This window comes from Sphingopyxis sp. KK2 (assembly GCF_001990265.1).
Lineage (GTDB): Bacteria > Pseudomonadota > Alphaproteobacteria > Sphingomonadales > Sphingomonadaceae > Sphingopyxis.
Genome location: NZ_LYVN01000022.1, coordinates 1 through 17,441 on the forward strand (window position 1 = coordinate 1; position 17,441 = coordinate 17,441).

The 17,441-nt window shown below is 66.4% G+C and carries 12 protein-coding genes; 1 reads left to right on the forward strand and 11 read right to left on the reverse strand.

The features are described from left to right. Window positions 1-447: 447 nt before the first annotated feature. From B1A78_RS05810 to B1A78_RS05870, 10 genes are all read right to left on the reverse strand, one after another. On the reverse strand, window positions 448-1,239 hold the full coding sequence (locus B1A78_RS05810) for an SDR family NAD(P)-dependent oxidoreductase (protein WP_077146053.1): 792 nt from the start codon (window positions 1,237-1,239) through the stop codon (window positions 448-450). Window positions 1,240-1,289: 50 nt separating this feature from the next. Continuing rightward, window positions 1,290-1,916 carry a hypothetical protein gene (locus tag B1A78_RS05815; protein WP_077146054.1) on the reverse strand — a complete coding sequence of 209 codons (627 nt, stop codon included), beginning with the start codon at window positions 1,914-1,916 and terminating at the stop codon, window positions 1,290-1,292. 60 nt (window positions 1,917-1,976) lie between these two features. After that, the gene (locus tag B1A78_RS05820; protein WP_077146055.1) at window positions 1,977-4,322 is read right to left on the reverse strand and encodes a TonB-dependent receptor; all 2,346 of its coding nucleotides are present in this window, start codon (window positions 4,320-4,322) and stop codon (window positions 1,977-1,979) included. Window positions 4,323-4,502: 180 nt separating this feature from the next. Further along, window positions 4,503-5,123 carry a TetR/AcrR family transcriptional regulator gene (locus B1A78_RS05825; protein WP_144037704.1) on the reverse strand — a complete coding sequence of 207 codons (621 nt, stop codon included), beginning with the start codon at window positions 5,121-5,123 and terminating at the stop codon, window positions 4,503-4,505. A gap of 99 nt (window positions 5,124-5,222) precedes the next feature. Further along, complete coding sequence (locus B1A78_RS05830) at window positions 5,223-6,104, reverse strand: SDR family NAD(P)-dependent oxidoreductase (protein ID WP_077146057.1); 882 nt, start codon at window positions 6,102-6,104, stop codon at window positions 5,223-5,225. Between the two features lie 11 nt (window positions 6,105-6,115). Further along, a complete protein-coding gene (locus B1A78_RS05835; protein WP_077146058.1) occupies window positions 6,116-7,828 on the reverse strand; it encodes an acyl-CoA dehydrogenase in 1,713 nt (570 codons plus the stop codon). Between the two features lie 7 nt (window positions 7,829-7,835). Then, entirely contained in the window at window positions 7,836-8,615 is a 780-nt protein-coding gene (locus tag B1A78_RS05840; protein WP_077146059.1) for an SDR family oxidoreductase, read from the reverse strand. A gap of 36 nt (window positions 8,616-8,651) precedes the next feature. After that, on the reverse strand, window positions 8,652-9,980 hold the full coding sequence (locus B1A78_RS05845; RefSeq protein WP_077146060.1) for an MFS transporter: 1,329 nt from the start codon (window positions 9,978-9,980) through the stop codon (window positions 8,652-8,654). Continuing rightward, on the reverse strand, window positions 9,977-13,399 hold the full coding sequence (locus tag B1A78_RS22565; protein WP_256837497.1) for an indolepyruvate ferredoxin oxidoreductase family protein: 3,423 nt from the start codon (window positions 13,397-13,399) through the stop codon (window positions 9,977-9,979). Before B1A78_RS22565 ends, B1A78_RS05845 begins: the two co-directional genes overlap by 4 nt. Before the next feature lie 2 nt (window positions 13,400-13,401). Beyond that, a complete protein-coding gene (locus tag B1A78_RS05870; protein ID WP_083733884.1) occupies window positions 13,402-14,196 on the reverse strand; it encodes an HpcH/HpaI aldolase/citrate lyase family protein in 795 nt (264 codons plus the stop codon). A 212-nt stretch (window positions 14,197-14,408) separates the two neighbouring features. On the opposite strand from B1A78_RS05870, the gene B1A78_RS05875 reads away from it, so the two are divergent. Then, window positions 14,409-15,017, forward strand: coding sequence for a TetR/AcrR family transcriptional regulator (locus B1A78_RS05875; RefSeq protein ID WP_077146063.1), 609 nt, complete (start codon window positions 14,409-14,411; stop codon window positions 15,015-15,017). A gap of 50 nt (window positions 15,018-15,067) precedes the next feature. Here B1A78_RS05875 and B1A78_RS05880 read toward each other — a convergent pair whose 3' ends face one another. Further along, window positions 15,068-17,407 carry a TonB-dependent receptor gene (locus B1A78_RS05880; protein WP_077146064.1) on the reverse strand — a complete coding sequence of 780 codons (2,340 nt, stop codon included), beginning with the start codon at window positions 17,405-17,407 and terminating at the stop codon, window positions 15,068-15,070. Between the last annotated feature and the right edge of the window lie 34 nt (window positions 17,408-17,441).

Below are 17,441 nucleotides of genomic sequence, written 5' to 3' on the forward strand. Positions count from 1 at the left end.
CGCCGGGATCGGCTCGATGATCGACACGGCGCGTGCCGACTTCAAAGGCCCGCCCGGCTAGGAAGGCTATCTTAACGACAGCGTCGCCGCGCTTCCCGAACTGCTCCGCGACGGCGGCTACCGCACCTTGCTCTCGGGCAAATGGCATCTCGGCCATACGCTCGACCGGTCGCGGCACGCACGCGGGTTCGAACGCAGCTTCGCGCTGCTCCCGGCGGCGGCGATCATTTCGGCGGCGGCCCGCTCGACCGGATCGCCGCACGCGGCCCGATCTATGCCGAGGATGGCGAATGTAGCGACCGACATTGGCCGGTTGCGGACCGACGGCTTTTCATATTGAAGCGGCGAGAAGCAGTCATCGACGGCGTCAGCCTTCACACCAGAGTCCAAGGCGCCCGAGGCCTGATCCTCTAGCAGCGGACGAAGGAATCGATGTGCGGTTCGGGGCTAAGCCCGCACCTCGTCGCCCGCCTTTATGAAGGCGCGGTAGCTGCCGCGGTCGAGGTGGAATTGCCGCGCCGCGACCGGGTCGTTCGCGGTCACGCGTTCTTCATCCTGCAGCGTCGGCGGCAGGTAATAATGGAGGTCGTCGGCGTGATAGGCCTTCCACACCGTTTCGGCGATGACGCTGGGCGCCATCATGCCGCGCGCGGCGCCGGCCTCGCGGACCGCGCCGGGGACGAGCGGCGTGTCGGTCATGCCGGGGATGATCGCGGCGCAGCGGCCGCCCCAGGCCTCGAATTCGACCGACAGCGCCTCGGTCAGGCCCTTCACGCCCTTCTTGGTCGCCGAATAGACCGCGGCGCCCGCCTGGCCGAAGGTCACGACCGACGAGGCGGTCGAGATGCACAGCGGATTTTCGGCCTGCTTGAGCAGCGGGATGCCGACGTGGATGCCGTTGAGCACACCGACGAAGTTCACATTGACCAGCGCCATGATCTCACCGTGGGTCAGCGCCTCGAACGGGCCGAACTGGCCGCCGATCCCCGCGTTGTTGAACAATATGTCGAGCTTGCCGTCCGACAGCGTGCCGAACTCGGTCATGGCGGCGCGGAAGTCCTCGACGTCGGTCACGTCGAGCTCGCGCACGAATAGCCGCCCCCCGGCGCGCGTTTCGAGGTCGCGGAGCGCGGCGACATTGCGGTCGACGCCCGCGACGCGCCATCCCTTTTCCAGAAACAGCTCGGCGGTCGCAAAGCCCATGCCGCTGCCCGCGCCGGTGATGAAGATCGATTTCATGGCTGGTGGTCTTTCGTCAAAAAGGAATTGGGGGAGAGCCAAGGCGCAGACTAGGCCGCGGGTGCGGCCTCGGCCAGTATCTTGCCGAAACGGTCGTAGCGCGGCGGCGGGTCGCCGATCAGCGGCGCGAGCCGGATACGCGCCTCTTCCTGCGTCACCACTTCCTCGGGCGGGCAATAGCGGATCGTGCCGCCGGGCGCGCCATGGACATGTTCGCCGATCAGGCGGCAGTCGTCCGAATAGATCCAGGTCATGATGACCCAGTGATTGTGGATATACATGGCGTCGAGGTCGTCGACGTCGAAGCCGCGCGCGCGTGCGACATGGCCGGGCACGAAGGAATGCGACATATATTCGGAGTTGAAGCCGAAATCATTGACCGCGATCGTCTCGTTCTCGAGGATCATCACCGTCGATGCGGTGCGCGCCATCTCGCTGTAGAAATGCTTCACGACCTCGTCCATGCCGCTGAGAATGATGCGGCCTTCGGGGCGATAGACCCAATATTCGGGGTCGGGCACGGTCATGTTCGGATGGAAGATTTCATCGAACCGGCCCGACACTTCGAGCATCGCATGGCGACGGTAATTTTGCAGGATCGCGCGGTGGCGCGGATTGTCGGTCTTTTCGAGCAGGTCTTCGGCCCCCGCCATCATCCTGGTCACGTCGAGTTTCATACCATCTCCTGAAAAACAGAGGATGGCGCCGCGCCCCCGGTGGAGCGCGGCGCCATGCCTTTAAAACCGCTTGCTGAATTCGATGCCGTAGGTGCGCGGCATGCCCGTGTGGCGCGAGACGCCGTCCTGGAAGCGCGTCACATTCTGCCAATAATAGGTGTTGGTCAGGTTGCGGCCCCACAGCCCGATGCGCCAGTTGTGCGCTTCGCTTTCAATGCCGATGCGCGCATCGACCGTGGCATAATCGTCGATCGCGGTGATCGGCTCGTTGCCGAGGCTGCTGTTGGTCGCGCCATTGTAGAGCGCCGAGGCGCCGACATAGGCCATCAGGTCGCCGCCGACGCTCCAGCGATACTGCATATTGCCCTGCAGCTGCCATTTCGGGGTGAAGTTGAAGCGGTTGCCGGCAAAGTCCGACGCGACGCCGGTGGTGCCGATGCCGACATATTCGACCAGCTTCGAATTGAGGTAGGTCGCTGCGGTGTTGATCGTCAGCCCGTCGACGGGCTCGGCATCGAGCGACACCTCGGCGCCGTAGAGCCGCGACTTGGGCACGTTGGTCAACGCGTCGAGAACGCCGAAGACGGGATCGACGACCTTGCCGCGCAGCTGCTTGTCCTGATAATCATAATAGAAGCCCGCGAAATTGAGCTGGGCGCGGCGGTCGAACAGGCCGAGCTTCGCCCCCGCTTCATAGGCCAGCACATTTTCCTGGTTGATCGCGCGATATTGCGAGGTGAAGCCGCCCGACAGCGTCGGGAAGCTGCCCGATTTATAACCGCGACTGACGGTCGCATAGATCATCGCCGAGGGCGTCGCCTGATAGCTGACGCTCGCGCGCCACGAGACATTGTCTTCCTTGAGCCGCGAGGTGACGAGCGTCGGGAGGAAGCTGTTCGCGGCCGAGGTACCGATTCCCGACAGGGTAAAGCATTGGCCCGGCGCGATCGGCACGAAGGTCGGCGTGCCGAACACCGCATTGTTCAGGCTCTGCTGCAACACCATGAAGGTCTGGGTGATGCCGAGCTGGCCATAGGTGCAGCCCTCGAACGACCGGTTCGAACTGGTGTAGCGCACACCGCCCTGCAGCTTGAGCTGGTCGGTGATCGCGAATTCAAGGTTGCCGAACGCGGCATAGGTGCTGACGCGCTGGTCCGAATAATTGCCGGCATTGTCAAACGGCAGGGTCACGCCCGGGAAGGTCGGATTGGTCGAGCTGTCGCCGACGAAGATCGTCTGCACCTCGAGCACCTTGTCGCGCGAATAATTGCCGCCGACGATCGCGACGACAGGTCCCGCGGTGTAGGCGGCGCGCAGTTCCTGGAAGAAGGAGCTGATGCGGCCGTCGACCTGCACGTCGCTCGACGCGATCGACAGGCCGTCGTCGAACTTGTCGTGGCCGATATAGCGCGAGAAGGACGAGAGGCTGGTCAGCGTCAGGCTGTCGCCGATATCATATTCGGCACGCAGTGCGGTCTGCCAGAAGCTTTCGTTGCGGACCGGACCGCCCTCGTTCCAGTCGGCGAAGCGGGGCTTTTCGGGCGCGAGCGGATAATTGGCGAGCGCCGGGATCGCGGTTGCGGGGCGCTGCGGCGTGATCGCAATGACCGAGGGCGCCTGGGGGTCGCTGCGGTCAATGAAGCCATTGGCGTTGAGCGTCACGCGGAAAGCGTCGCTCGGCGTGAACGCCAGGATTACGCGGCCCTGATATTGCGCCTGCTCGCCGAGCTTGGAATCGCGCGTGTAGCTTTTCTGCCAGTCGCCGCCGATCAGGCCGCGCGCCGCGATGCGGATGCCGACCGTGTCGGACAGCGGGCCCGAGGCATAGCCCTGGAGGTCGGCGGTCGCAAAGCGGCCGAACGAACCCGAGATGCCTGCTTCGGCAACGTCCGACGGCTTGGCGGCGACATAGTTGATCGCGCCGCCGGTCGAATTCTGGCCAAACAATGTGCCCTGCGGCCCCTTCAGCACCTCGACGCGCGCGAGGTCGAGACCCGCGGCCTTGGTCATCGCGCCAAAGGGCAGCGGCACTTCGTCGGTGTAGACGGTCACCGCCGGCGTCGCGGCGAGCGTGGTTTCATAAAAGCCGATGCCGCGGATCGTGTAGACCGGGCTTTGCGAGCTGGTCGGCGTGTAGGTGAAGCCCGGGACGACCTTCGCGAGGTCGGCGGTGCTGAGCACGCCGCGCTCGACCAGATCGTCGCCGCTGACCGCAGTGACCGACAGCGGGACGCGATTGGCGGACTCGGCGCGCTTCTGCGCGGTCACGACGATCTCGTTCACCCCGCCCGACGCGGCGACATCTTCCGCGACGACATCGCTCGTCGCCGCATCCTGCGCATGAACCGGCATGGCGCCAGCCAATGCGATCGCGACAACCGAACAGGCAGTATAGACCTTTTGCATCCTTCACCTCCCACAAATCCCCGGGTCATCGACTGCCCGGGCTAGCAATTTATTTGAACTTGAATTTAAATTCAAAAAATTGCGCGGTCAATGGGGATAATATGACTGTAAAATAACGATATTATAGAAATGCGCGCGCGGATTTATCGCGCGAAACACCCTGCTCCACCCGGAGTCGAATCAGCTTTTGGCGGGCACCGACAGGGCGCGAACGAACATTTCCAGCGTCGCCTTGGCGACCGCCGCGCGGCCCGGCAGCTTCTTGCCGGGATACCAGGTTCGCGCATGGTTCAGCGCGCCCATCATCAACAAATGGGTGACGTCCGAATTCAGGTCGGTCGAGAAAATGCCCTGCGCCTGCCCCTCGCTGACGATCTCCCGGAACAGGCGGGTATAATTGTCGATCGAATGGCGACGGTGATCGGCGGCGATTTCGGGCGGCACCTGGTCGATGACGCGGTGCCAGGCGGCGACATAGCTGTCGCCGCTGTCGAGATTGCGGAAATGCTCGTCGATCGCGATGCCGAGCTTGTCGATCGGGGTCGCGCCGGACGGCAGTTTTTCGAGGCGTTTGACCAGCCGCGCGCCGCCGCGATGCGTGCTTTCCTCCAGCATCGCGCGGACGATCTCCTCGCGCGAGCCGAAATAATGATAGAGGCCCCCGACATGGCTATCGAGCTTTGCGGCGATGTCGGCGAGGCGGCCGAGCGCATAGCCTTTTTCGGCAAAGACCTCGGCCGCCGCGTCGAGGATGCGCGCCCGCGCCTCCTGACTCTTGGGCGAACTCGAGGTTTGCCGCACCTTTTTTTTCGTCTTCCCGGTCAAACTTCCCAAGGCGTTCCCGATCCCCTCTGGCCCCGGCTATCGGGAGTAGCTTAGCCCTCATCGGGGGGCAAGCCGTCAGGCGGGGACGCGGCTCAGTGCGCTGGCGACCTCGCGCGCATGCTGCTCGCCGCCGCTCGCGGGGAACAGGCTGTCCGCGCGGTCGGCGATGTCGGCCCAGCGGCAGGATAGCTCTCCGGCGACGTCACCCCCGTCGAGGAACAGCCCCTGCGTCATGCTGATCTCCGCAAAGGCGAAATGGCCGGCGCCCGCCAGCACCACCGCCTTCGTCGGTGCGTTGTCGGCACAGAGCGCGACCACCGCCGGACTGACCGCCGCGGGACCGAGGCGGCGCAGCGTATCGGCATCGTACAGCCCCTCGGTCATCGCGGTCGACGCGCTGGGGGCAAGGCAGTTGACGCGGATACCGCCGCGCTCGCCCTCGATCGCGAGCGTCTGCATCAGCCCGACGAGCGCCATCTTCGCCGCCGAATAGTTCGACTGGCCGAAATTGCCGTAGAGGCCCGACGACGAGGTGGTGAAGATGATGCGTCCGAAGCCGCGCTCGCGCATGCCGTCCCACACCGCCTTGGTGCAATGGACCGATCCCATCAGATGGACGTCGATGATGCGGCGGAAATCGGCGAGGTCGGATTTGGCGAAGCTGCGGTCGCGCAGGATGCCGGCATTGTTGACGAGCAGGTCGACCCCGCCCCAGCGCCCGGTCGCCGCGGCGACCATCGCCTCGACCGCGTCATAGTCGGTGACGTCGGCACGGTCGGACATCGCCTGCCCGCCATCCGCCTCGATTTGCCCAACAAGCGCCGCCGCCGCGTCGCCGTCGAGGTCGTTCACGACGACGCAGGCTCCATGTTTCGCCAACGCCAGCGCATGTTCGCGGCCCAGCCCCGCCCCCGCGCCGGTCACGATGGCGACGCGTCCCGTCAGATCGATGCTCATAATCCCTCCAATCAAAAATAGTCGGTGCGCGCCGGCGCGCCCGCGTCGCCGCGCTGCATCGGCGCGAGCCATGGGGCGACCTTCGGCAATTCGCTGGTAAAGAAATGGCGACAGGCCTGTGCCTTGCCAAAGGCGAAGCGTTCGTCGCCGTGGCGCGCCGCAGCCTGCGCCTGCGACAGCCATTGCCATGCGAGGACGACATGCCCGAAGGCCCAGAGGAAGGGCGTCGCATGATGCAGCCACGCGCCGGGATCCATGGCGCGCGCGGCGTCGATCGCGGCTTCGACCTCCTGCCACGCCGCGGCCAAGGCCTCGCCGAAAACTGCGAATTCCCCGGTTGCCGCCGCCGCGTGGGCGATCTCGCGGCGCAATATGTCGAGACCGCGATTGTCGGCGCCCAGGATCTTGCGCCCGAGGAGGTCGGTCCCCTGCACCCCCGTCGTGCCTTCGTGGATCGGGTTCAGCCGGTTGTCGCGATAGAGCTGCTCGACATCGAAATCCTGCGTGTAGCCATAGCCGCCGTGAATCTGGATCGCGATGTCGTTCGCGGCGAGGCCATATTCGGACGGCCAGGTCTTGGCGATCGGGGTCAGCAGCGACAGCAGCGCCGCCTTGTCGGCATCGCCCGCCTCGTCGACCAGCTTCGCGCAATAGAGGCACAGCGCCAGCGCCCCCTCGGCATAGGCTTTCTGCGACAGCAGCATGCGCTGCACATCGGGATGCTCGATGATCGCGACCGGCGCGCCGCCGCGCTGTCCCGCGGCGCGCCCCTGCAACCGCTCGCGCGCATAGGTCGTCGACAGCAGAAAGGCGCGATAGCCGAGCGCCGCGGCACCGAGCCCGACCGAGATGCGCGCCTCGTTCATCATGTGGAACATCTGCCGCAGCCCCTGCCCCGGCGCCCCGACCAGCCAGCCGGTCGCGCCGCCCATCTCGCCAAAAGAAAGCAGGCAGTTGGAGGTGCCGCGATAGCCCATCTTGTGATTGAGCCCCGCGACGACGATGTCGTTGCGCCCCCCGTCGGGCAGCAGCTTGGGCACGATGAACAGCGACAGCCCCTCGGTTCCCTCGGGCAGCTTGCCGTCGGCACCGACGATCTTCGCGAGCACCAGATGGACGATATTCGCACTGACGTCCTGATCGCCGCCCGAAATCCACATCTTGCTGCCGGTCAGGCGATAGCGCGGGCCGAGCGCGTCCTCGCCCTCGGCGCGCGCCTGTGTCGCGACATCGGCGAGGCTCGATCCCGCCTGCGGTTCGGACAGGCACATGGTGCCGAACCAGCGCCCGGCGATCTGCGGCCGCGCAAAGGCATCGACCTGTGCCGCCGTGCCGAACGTCGTCAGCAGCCGCGCATTGGCGGCGGTCAGCATCGGATAGGCCGAGGTCGCGATGCTCGCGGCAGCGAACCAGGCGAAGGACGCCGAACACAGCACATGCGGCAGGCCGAAACCGCCGATCTCTTCGGCGAACCCCGCGCCGAACAGGCCGAGATCGGCACAGCTTTTCAGCGCGTCGCCGATCGCGGGCAGGATATGGACCGCGCCATCGACCAGTTCGGGCTGTTGGCGGTCGGCAAGCTTGTAATGCGGCAGGAAATCGCGCGCCGCCGCCTTTTCGGACAGGTCGAGGATCGCATCGGCGGTGTCGCGGTCGACGAGGTCGGCGACGCCGAGCCAGTCATGGAGCAGGAAATCGATATCCTGACGGGAAAGCAGGGTCATATGCGCCTCAGATAATGGTGGTGCCGCCGTCGACGACGAGGATCTGGCCGGTCATATGCCCGCCCGCATCGGAGACGAGAAGGAGCGCGGACCCCATCAGGTCGTGCGGACCGCCCAGCTTGCCGAGCGGGGTCTGCGCGATCATCTCCCGCCCATGCGCGTCCACCGTGGCGGCGGTCATCTTCGACGGAAAGAAGCCCGGGGCGAGCGCATTGACGCGGATATTCTTCGGCCCCCATTCGGCGGCGAGCGCGCGCGTCATGTTCACCAGCGCGCCCTTCGCCGCATTATAGGCGATGGTACCGAGCCGTGCCGGATGATGGCCGAGCAGCCCCTCGATCGACGCGACATTCAGGATCGCCCCCTTGCCCGCGGGCAGGAAGGCGCGGCGCGCGACCGCCTGGCTGAGAAAGAAGGTGCCGCGCACACTGAGGTCGAAAACCTTGTCCCAGCCGTCGCGCGGATAATCCTCCGCCGCGGCGCCCCAGGCGTTGCCGGCATTGTTCACCAATATGTCGATCCGCCCGAAGCGCTCGATCACCGCGTCGACGACGCGGCCCGGCGCATCGGCGTCGGACAGGCTGATCGCGATCGCCATCGCGTCGATGCCTTCCGCCGCCAGCTCGGCGACCGCGGCGTCGAGATCGCCCCGGCTGCGCGCCACCAGCGCCAGCGAGGCGCCATATTCGCCGAGCGCGCGCGCGATCTGGAGGCCCAGGCCGCGCGACCCGCCGGTCACGATCGCGACGCGCCCTTTCAGGCTGAACAGATTGGCAAGCGTCGTCATGGCGGCAAACTCCGTGCGGCAAGCAAAAGAAGGGAATCAGGCGGCGGCGCGTTCGGCGAGGTTGCGCGTCACCAGTTCGCGCGCCGCGGGCATCGCGCGCCAGATCGTCAGCAGCGCAATCACGCCGAAGACCAGGATGCTGACCGCGACCGACTTGCCGACGCCGATCGCGCCGCCGAAGATATATTCGGTGAGCCACGCGGTGCCGGTCGGCGCGAAGCCGACGCCGATCATCACCGACACGATGCCATAGATCGCGGTCATCTGGCCGCGCGTGCCCGCCGGGCAGAGCTGGATGATCAGCACGCCGATCATCCCGCCCTGCAACAGCACGATCGACACGCCGACGGTCACCAGCACCAGCGAGACCCACAGGTTGGTCGAGAGGAAACCAGCGATCAGGCACGGCAGCGAGACCGCGACCGCGATCAGATAGACGCGCAGCGGTCCGTCGACGTGGCCGCGCTTCATGAAGCGGTCGGAGATCGCACCGCCGATCAACACACTGGCGATGCCGACGAAGCCGAGCAGGATGCCGAACAGCAGCCCCGCCTGCGGCAGGGTGAATTCATGGACGCGGATGAAGAAGGAGGGGCCCCAGATGATCCACGAATAGTTCGATCCGACCACCGCCGAGGTACCGAGCGCGAGCAGCAGCAGCACCCGGCCGTTGGCGCGGATGAACTGCACCACCTCGGCATCGGCGAGCGAGCGGCTGGCGCTCTTCGGCGCGATGCGCGGCGGTTCCTGCACGGTGAACTGGAACAGCAGGCCGAGCAGGATGCCGGGCGCGCCGACGATGACGAAAGCGAGCTTCCACCCGCTGATCTCCCCGAACCAGGGTAGGGTCAAGGTGATGTGCGACGTCCAGTCGAGCAGGTTGCCGCCCAGCACGAGCGCGAGGCCCGCGCCGACCGAGCCGCCCGCGATGAACAGCGAGGTCGCGCGGCCGACGCGGTCGGGCGGAAACAGGTCGGGGATCAGCGAATAGGCCGCGGGACCGAGCGACGCCTCGCCCACCCCGACCATCATCCGCGCGAAGAACAGGAACCAGAAGCCCGAGGCGAGCCCGCAGAACACTGTCGCGACGCTCCACACGACAATGCCGATCGCGACCAGCGTCTTGCGCGACCAGCGATCGGCGAGGATGCCGCAGGGGATCCCCATCACCGTGTAGAAAAGCGCGAAAGAGAAGCCGACGAGCAGGCTGATCTGGATTTCGGACAGGCCGAAGCTGCCGCGGATCGGATCGATCAGCAGGCTCATCAGCGTGCGGTCGATGAACGAGAACATGAAAGCCAGCATCAGCAGGAACAGCACATAGTTGGAGTGCCCGCTGCTGGCGGGGCGGGTTTCGGCGGTCATTCGCCGGTTCCTTTCGTCGGAGCGGCAAGGCTCAAATGGATGTCTTCGCGCGTCCGGCGATAGGCGAGATAGGCGGCGTGCTTGACATGGCCGAAGCCCTTGACCGACAGCGGCGCCTTCGCAAGCCGGACGAGTTCGCCCCGCTGCCCTGCCCCCGCCTTGCCCAGCGCGCCGAGCAGATCGGCGACATAATCGGCGGCGAACCCGCGCTCGAGGCGGCGCTCGGCGGTATAGCCGAACAGGTCGAGCGCCGTCCCGCGCAGCGGCTTCAGCGCCGCAAGCAGCCGGAAGACCGGGAGTACCCATGCCCCGAAGCGCAGCTTGCGCGGATGGCCGGTGCGCGGATCGGTGCGCGCGAGCAGCGGCGGCGCAAGATGGAAATGCAGACGCCCCTTCGGCCCGGCGGCAGCGCGGAGCGCGGCAAGACGGTCGGGGTCGGTGAGCAACCGCGCGACCTCATATTCATCCTTATAGGCCATCAACCGCGCCAGCGTCGGCGCGGCGGCGCGGGTGACCTCCTCGCCGCCCAGCGCCCGTTCCGCCGCGCGGATGTGTCCGATCCAGTCTTCGAACCGCCGGGCATAGGCCGCATTCTGGTAGGCGGTCAGCGACTGCACCTGTGCGGCGATAATCGCATCGAGCGTCGGTTCGTCTGCCTCCGCTGCCGCACCCTCGAACAGGCGGTCGGCGATGATCGCGCGGCCGAATTCGAACGCGGTGATATTGCGCTGCACCGCGACACCATTGAGTTCGATCGCGCGCAGCATCGAGGCATGGGCCAGCGGCACCAGCCCCTGCTGCCACGCCATGCCGAGCATCGTCACATTGGCCGAAGAGGCATCGCCGAGATGCGCACGCGACAGCGCCGCGATATCGGCGCCGCGAAAGGCATCCCCATCGCCTGCGCCGCGGACCCGGTCGAACAGCGCATCGCTGTCGAGCCGCAGGTCGCGGTCGCGCGTGAAGGCGCCGGGCGCGACCAGCGCGCGATTGGCGACGCCCATCGTCCGCGCCGACATGCGCTCGATCACCGCGCCGGTCGCGGCCACCGCAAGGTCGTTGGCGATCAGCACGTCGAGCGCGCCCGCTGCGATCGAGGCGGGCAAAGATTGCGCATCGTCGGCGGCGATCATCACCTGGCTGGTCACGCCGCCATTCTTCTGCGCCATGCCGGTCTGGTCGACGACGCGCACCGGCCGGCCCTCGATATGCGCGGCCATGCCGAGCAACGCCGCCTGGGTCACCACCCCGGTGCCGCCGATGCCGGTCAGCAACATCGTCCAGACGCCGTCGATGACCGGCAGTTCGGGTTCGGTGACCGTCGTGGCGCCGCTCCGGGTCGGTACCACCGCCGGGCGCGTGCCGCCCTCCGCACCGGTTATGGTGACGAAGCTGGGGCAGAAGCCCTTGAGGCACGACAGGTCGGCATTGCACATCGTCTGGTCGATCGCGCGCTTGCGGCCCTGCGGGGTTTCGAGCGGCTGGATCGCGACGCAGTTCGACACCGCACCGCAATCACCGCAGCCCTCGCACACCAGATCGTTGATGAAGACACTCGCCTTCGCCGCGGGCGCTCGGCCGCGCTTGCGCAGCCGCCGCAATTCGGTCGCACAGCCCTGGTCATAGATCAGTGCGGTGACGCCGGGGATGTCGCGCAGCATCCTCTGCACCGCGCCCAGATCGTCGCGGTGGCGGACGGTCACGCCGTCGGGCCATTTCACCCCGGCACCATATTTGTCGGGATCGTCGGTGACGACGACGAGCCGCCCGACCCCTTCGGCGGCGAGCTGTGCGGCGATCGACTGCACACTGAGTTCGCCCTCGGCGGTCTGGCCGCCGGTCATCGCGACGGCGTGATTATAAAGCAATTTGAAGGTTATATTGGTGCGCGCCGCCACCGCCGCGCGGACCGCGAGCACGCCCGAATGGGTATAGGTGCCGTCGCCGAGATTCTGGAAGATATGTCCCGCCTCGACGAAAGGGGCGCGGCCGATCCAGTTCGATCCCTCGCCGCCCATCTGGGTGAAGGGCAAGGTAAATTCGGCGTCGTTCCACACCGCAAGCCCGTGGCAGCCGATGCCGCCGCCGGTCTTGCTCCCTTCCGGCAAACGCGTCGAGCTGTTGTGCGGGCAGCCGCTGCAGAAAAAGGGCGCGCGGACGAGATCGGGCGCCGCGAGCGCGTCCGCCTTGGACGCGGGCGCGCGCGGCGGTTCGATTCCGTTGGCGCGCAGCCGGGCAGCAAGCCCGGCGGCGATCGTGCCGGCGTCGAGTTCGCCCCAACCGTCGAACAAGGGCGCGCCGTCGGGATCGCGCTTGCCCGCAAAGCGGATCGGCGCTGTGCCGGTCCGCGCCCAGGCGGTCAGCGTCTGGTCCTCGATCAGCCCCGCCTTTTCCTCGACGAAGATCAGTTCGGCGCTTGTCTTTGCGAGCGCCAGGATCGGCGCGGTGTCGAGCGGCCAGACCAGCGCGACCTTGTGCACCGCGATCCCCGCCGCCGCGCGCCGCGCGTCGTCGAAGCCGAGCCGGTCGAGCGCCGCAACCGTGTCGAGCCACGCCTTGCCCGTGGTGACGATCACCACCCTCGGGTCGACGGCGCCATGCGTCGTGCGGTCGAGCCCGTTGGCACGCGCCATCGCCAGAAAGGCGGGCAGCTTCCAGCGGTGCAGCCGCTCTTCCTGCGCGAGCGCGCCGTCGTTGGCGCGGATATTGAGCCCGCCCGCCGGCATGTCGGGAAAGTCGGGCACCACGAACGATGGCAGCGGCGCGCCCTGCCACGAGATCGCGCTATCCATCACCGCGGTCAGGCATTTGAGCCCCGCCCACAACCCGCTGAACCGCGACGCCGCAAAACCGAACAGGCCGTAATGCAATATCTCGTCGATCGTCGCCGGGTTGAACACCGGCACGCCCGCCGCGATCAGCGCCTGTTCGGACTGGTGCGCGGTGGTCGAGGATTTGGCGGCATGATCGTCACCCGCGAGCAGCAGGGTGCCGCCGTGCGGCGCGGTGCCCGCAAGATTGGCATGCTTGATCGCATCGCCCGCGCGATCGACGCCCGGCCCCTTGCCGTACCACATGCTGAAAACGCCGTCGAACTTGGCCTTTTCATAGAGGCCCGCCTGCTGGCTGCCCCAGATCGCGGTGGCGGCGAGTTCCTCGTTCAGGCCCGGATGAAAACGGATGTCGCGTTCGGACAGCGCCGCTTCGGCGCGCCACAGCGCCTGGTCGATCCCGCCGAGCGGCGAACCGCGATAGCCGCTGACGAAGCCCGCGGTGCGTAGCCCCGCCGCGCGGTCGGCGTCCGACTGCATCAGCAACAAGCGCACGAGCGCCTGATTGGCGTTCAGATAGGCCGAGGGCGCGTCGAGATCGAGCGCGTCGGACAGGCTGACCGGGCGCGCCCTGTCGCGCACCAGCATGTTCACGGGCGGCACTCCCGCCGCAGCGTCGTAAAGGCACCCAGGATCGTCACCGTATCCTCGCTCACCGCGACGAACGACACGCCGCGCGCGAACCAGCGTGCCGCGCCGGCGGCATCGGGCGCGAACACCGCAACCCCGACGCCGCGGCGCCCGGCGCGTTCGACCGCCTCCTCGATTGCCGCGACAACCGCCTCATGCTCGGGCTGGCCGGGAAAACCCATCGACTGCGCCATATCGACGGGGCCGAGGAAGATCGCGTCGAGCCCCTCGACACCCAATATGTCATCGAGCGCGGCGAGCCCGTCCTTGCCCTCGATCATCACCATCACGGCGGCATTGCGGTTCTCGGCCTGAAGCCATTCGGTGCCGCCGCCATAGGAGGCCGCGCGGACCCAGGGATTGACGCCGCGCGTCCCTTCCGGCGCATAGCGCGCCGCCGACACCGCGGCGCGCGCGGTTTCGGCGCTGACCACCTGCGGGACCAGCACCGCCGCCGCACCGACGTCGAGCGCGGCACCGATCATATGCGGGGTCGCGTCGGGCACGCGCACGATGGGAAAGGCGCCTCGCGCATCGGCGGCGAGCATCAGCGGCATCAGGTCGGCGATGCCGAGCGGCCCATGTTCCATGTCGACGATCGCGCAGTCGAAGCCGGCGAGCCCGATCATCTCGACCACCGGGATCGCGGGAATGATCGAGAACATCGCGGTCAGCGGGCGGCGCTCGCTCAGGGCATCGCGCAGCGACTCCCGGCGCGGCGCGATGATGCGGTGCTGCGATTGGGCGTGGCTCATCTTTCTCTCCCGCCGGATCGCCGGCTCCCGCTGCGGCACGTGGGGCCGCGCCCCCTGCCTTCTATCCCGCACGATTGTCGAACTGCAGAAGCCGAGTCAACAAAATTTGAAATCAAATTCAAAGATTGAAGCGAAGTTCAAAAATCTTGACTTCGCCGCTCCCGCCCACCTAAGCCCGAAGATCAGGGCAATCGGACAAGATTAGGATAAACTTGGCAAAACGGCCTCCCCCGGGAAAGCGCGCGCAGGAAACGCGCGCCAGAATCCTCGACGCCTCGGCGGAGGTATTTGCCGAAAAGGGCTATGCGCTGGCGCGGCTGGCCGACATCGCGGCCAAGCTGGGCGTCCATGTCGGCGGACTCTATCATTATTTCGGGTCGCGCGAGGATATCGTGCGCGAAATGCTCGCCGAAAGCACCCGCCGCGGCGGCGCGCGCCTGTCGCTGCGCCTCGCCGAACTGCCCGCGGACGCAAGCGCCAGCGACCAGCTCGCCACCGCGATCGACGAGCATTTCCGCAACCTCGACAGCGGCGACGCCTATGTCGCCGCCTGGCACCGCGTCATCGACCAGGTGCCGCCCGAAATCCGCGAGAACCACCGGATGCATTCGGACGAAAATTACGCCTTCCTGTTCCGCAACATCATCGTGCGCGGGCGCGAGAGCGGAGAATTTTCGGACGAGCTGCCGCTCGACCTGACGATCCGGCTGATGCTCGGCGCGCTGATCCACGCGCGGCTCTGGTATCCGGGGCCGGGACTGACCGACCGCAAGCAGGTGATGGACACCGCACTCGCCATGTTCGTGCGCGCGCTGCGCTGAGGGCATAGTCGGCGGCGCAGCCCGTGCCCGGGGCTACGCCGCCTTCCCCCTTATTTCAGGTCGAACGACAGGCGGACGCCATAGGTCGCGGGCATGCCGGCATAGCGGGCGATCGTGTCGGTGCCGCCCTGATTGACGTTGGTGATATAATATTTGTTGGTGATGTTGTCGGCCCACAGCGTCGCGCGCCAGCCGGCATCCTTGTTCTCGACACCCAGCTTCGCGCCGAGCAGACCATAGCTGGGAATGTCGTAGCGCGGGTCGATCCCGAAATTGACCGACGTCGACGAGCGATAGGCATAGCTGGTGCCGACGAAGAGGCTCAGCCCGTCGTCGCCGATCGGCGTGTTGTAATCGGCGCCGAGGTTGTACGACCATTTCGGGCTGAAGCTGAACGGCTGGCCGGCAAAATCGAACTGGCGCCCGCGCACATCGAACCCGACATATTCGTCGACCTTGGTCTTCAGATAGGTGACGTCGCCGCTGAGGCTGAGCCCGTCGACCGGGCGCCAGACAAGCTGCGCCTCGGCGCCGAAAACGTGCGACTTCGGAATGTTCACGATACGCGCAAGCGTGCCGAAGAAGGGATCGACGACGCGGCCGCGCAGCTGCTTGTCGGTATAGTCGTAATAGAAGATCGCGCCGTTGAAGAGCAGCGACCGATTGGCGAGGGTTGTCTTGAAGCCGCCCTCATAGGCGACCAGCTTTTCCTGCACCGCAGGCAGATATTGCGCGAAGCTCGATGCCGAGACGGTCGGGAAATTGCCCGACTTGTAGCCCTGCGTCACCGAGCCGTAGAGCAGCACATCTTCGGCGGGCTTATATTCGAGCGCCGCCTTGAACGAGACATTGTCCTCTTTCAGGCTCTGCTCGACCAGCGCCGGGGCGAACTGTTCGTTGAGCGTCACGCAGCCACCGAGCACGAAGGCCGAGGCGGGCAGCACCGGCAGACCCGCGGCGGTGCGCAGCGAATTGCTGAGGCCGCGAAACACGCCCTGCGTCGTCGTCGTGCCAGCGTCGGTGGTGCAGCCCTGAAGATCGCTCGAGAAGCGCGTATAACGTGCGCCGGTGATCAGTTTCAGATTGTCGGACAGGCGCCAGTCGACCGACCCGAAGATCGCCTTGCTCTCGACCTTCTGGTTCGCGAAATTGTCCGAGCGCGCTAGGCCGTTGGCGGTGTTGCGCGACTGGCGCGCGACATGGAATTCGATGAAGTCACGCGTCTTGTCGTGGCTGTAATTGGCGCCGACAACCCAATTTTCGACCAGTGGCCCGCCGCCGCCGGCAACGCGCAGTTCCTGCGAAAAGGAGGAGATGGCGCCGTCGGCGATCACCTTCGTCTCCTGCACCGCCGAGCCGTCGCGCTCGTTCACCGAATGCGTCTTGAGGTGCGAGTAAGCGGTGATCGATGTCAGCGTGATGTCGTCGCTGAGGTCATAATCGATGCGGCCCGAGGTCTGGTAGAAGCTGTCGCGGCGCGCGAAATCGACCCCCGGATCCCAGTCGGCGAAGCGGCTGTCGTCGGGCGCGAGCGGGCTGGTCAGCAATTCGGGCGCGGCGGTCGCGGGACGGACCGGGTCGATCGCGAACAGCTGCGGTGCCTGCGTATCGCCGCGGTCGACCCAACCGTTGACGTTGAGCGAAAGGCGCAGCCGGTCGGTCGGCTGCCAGTCGAGCAGGATGCGCCCGCTGCGCTGATCGACGCGGCCGAGCCGGTCACCGGGACGGGTCACGCTCTTCTGCCACGGGTCGGCCGAATTGACGCGTGCCGCCACGCGGATACCGAGCGTGTCCGAAAGCGGCCCGCTGACATAGCCCTGCGCCTCGACGGCGTTGAAGCGGCCATAGCCGAACACCGCGCCTGCCGCGAAATCGCGCGTCGGCTTCGCGGCGATATAGTTGATCGCGCCGCCGGTCGTGTTCTGGCCGTAAAGCGTACCCTGCGGCCCCTTCACGATTTCGACGCGCTCGAGGTCGAGTGCCGCGCCGCGGGTCATGATCGGATAGGGCAGCCCGACCTCGTCGACATAGACGCTGACGGTGCCGGTCGCGGCGAGGCTCTGTTCGTTGAAGCCGATGCCGCGCAGCGTATAGATAGGGACGTTGAGTTCGCCCTTCGCCGCCGAAAAACCGGGGACGAGCGTGGAAAGCTGGGTCGGATCGCTGAAGCCCGAATTTTTCAGCGTGTCGGCATCGATCGCGGTGATCGAGATGCCCAGATCCTGCAATTTCTGCTCGCGCTTTTGCGCGGTCACGATGATCTCGCCAAAATCGTCACGGCTCGCCTGCGCGGTATCGGCATCCGATGCCGATGCGGCATCCTGCGCGACGGCTGGAACCGCAATGAGCGCGAACGCCGAAGCGCCGACGCAAAGGAACGTCTTCAACATAGTCCTCTCCCCAATATTATTTTTGCTTTTATCA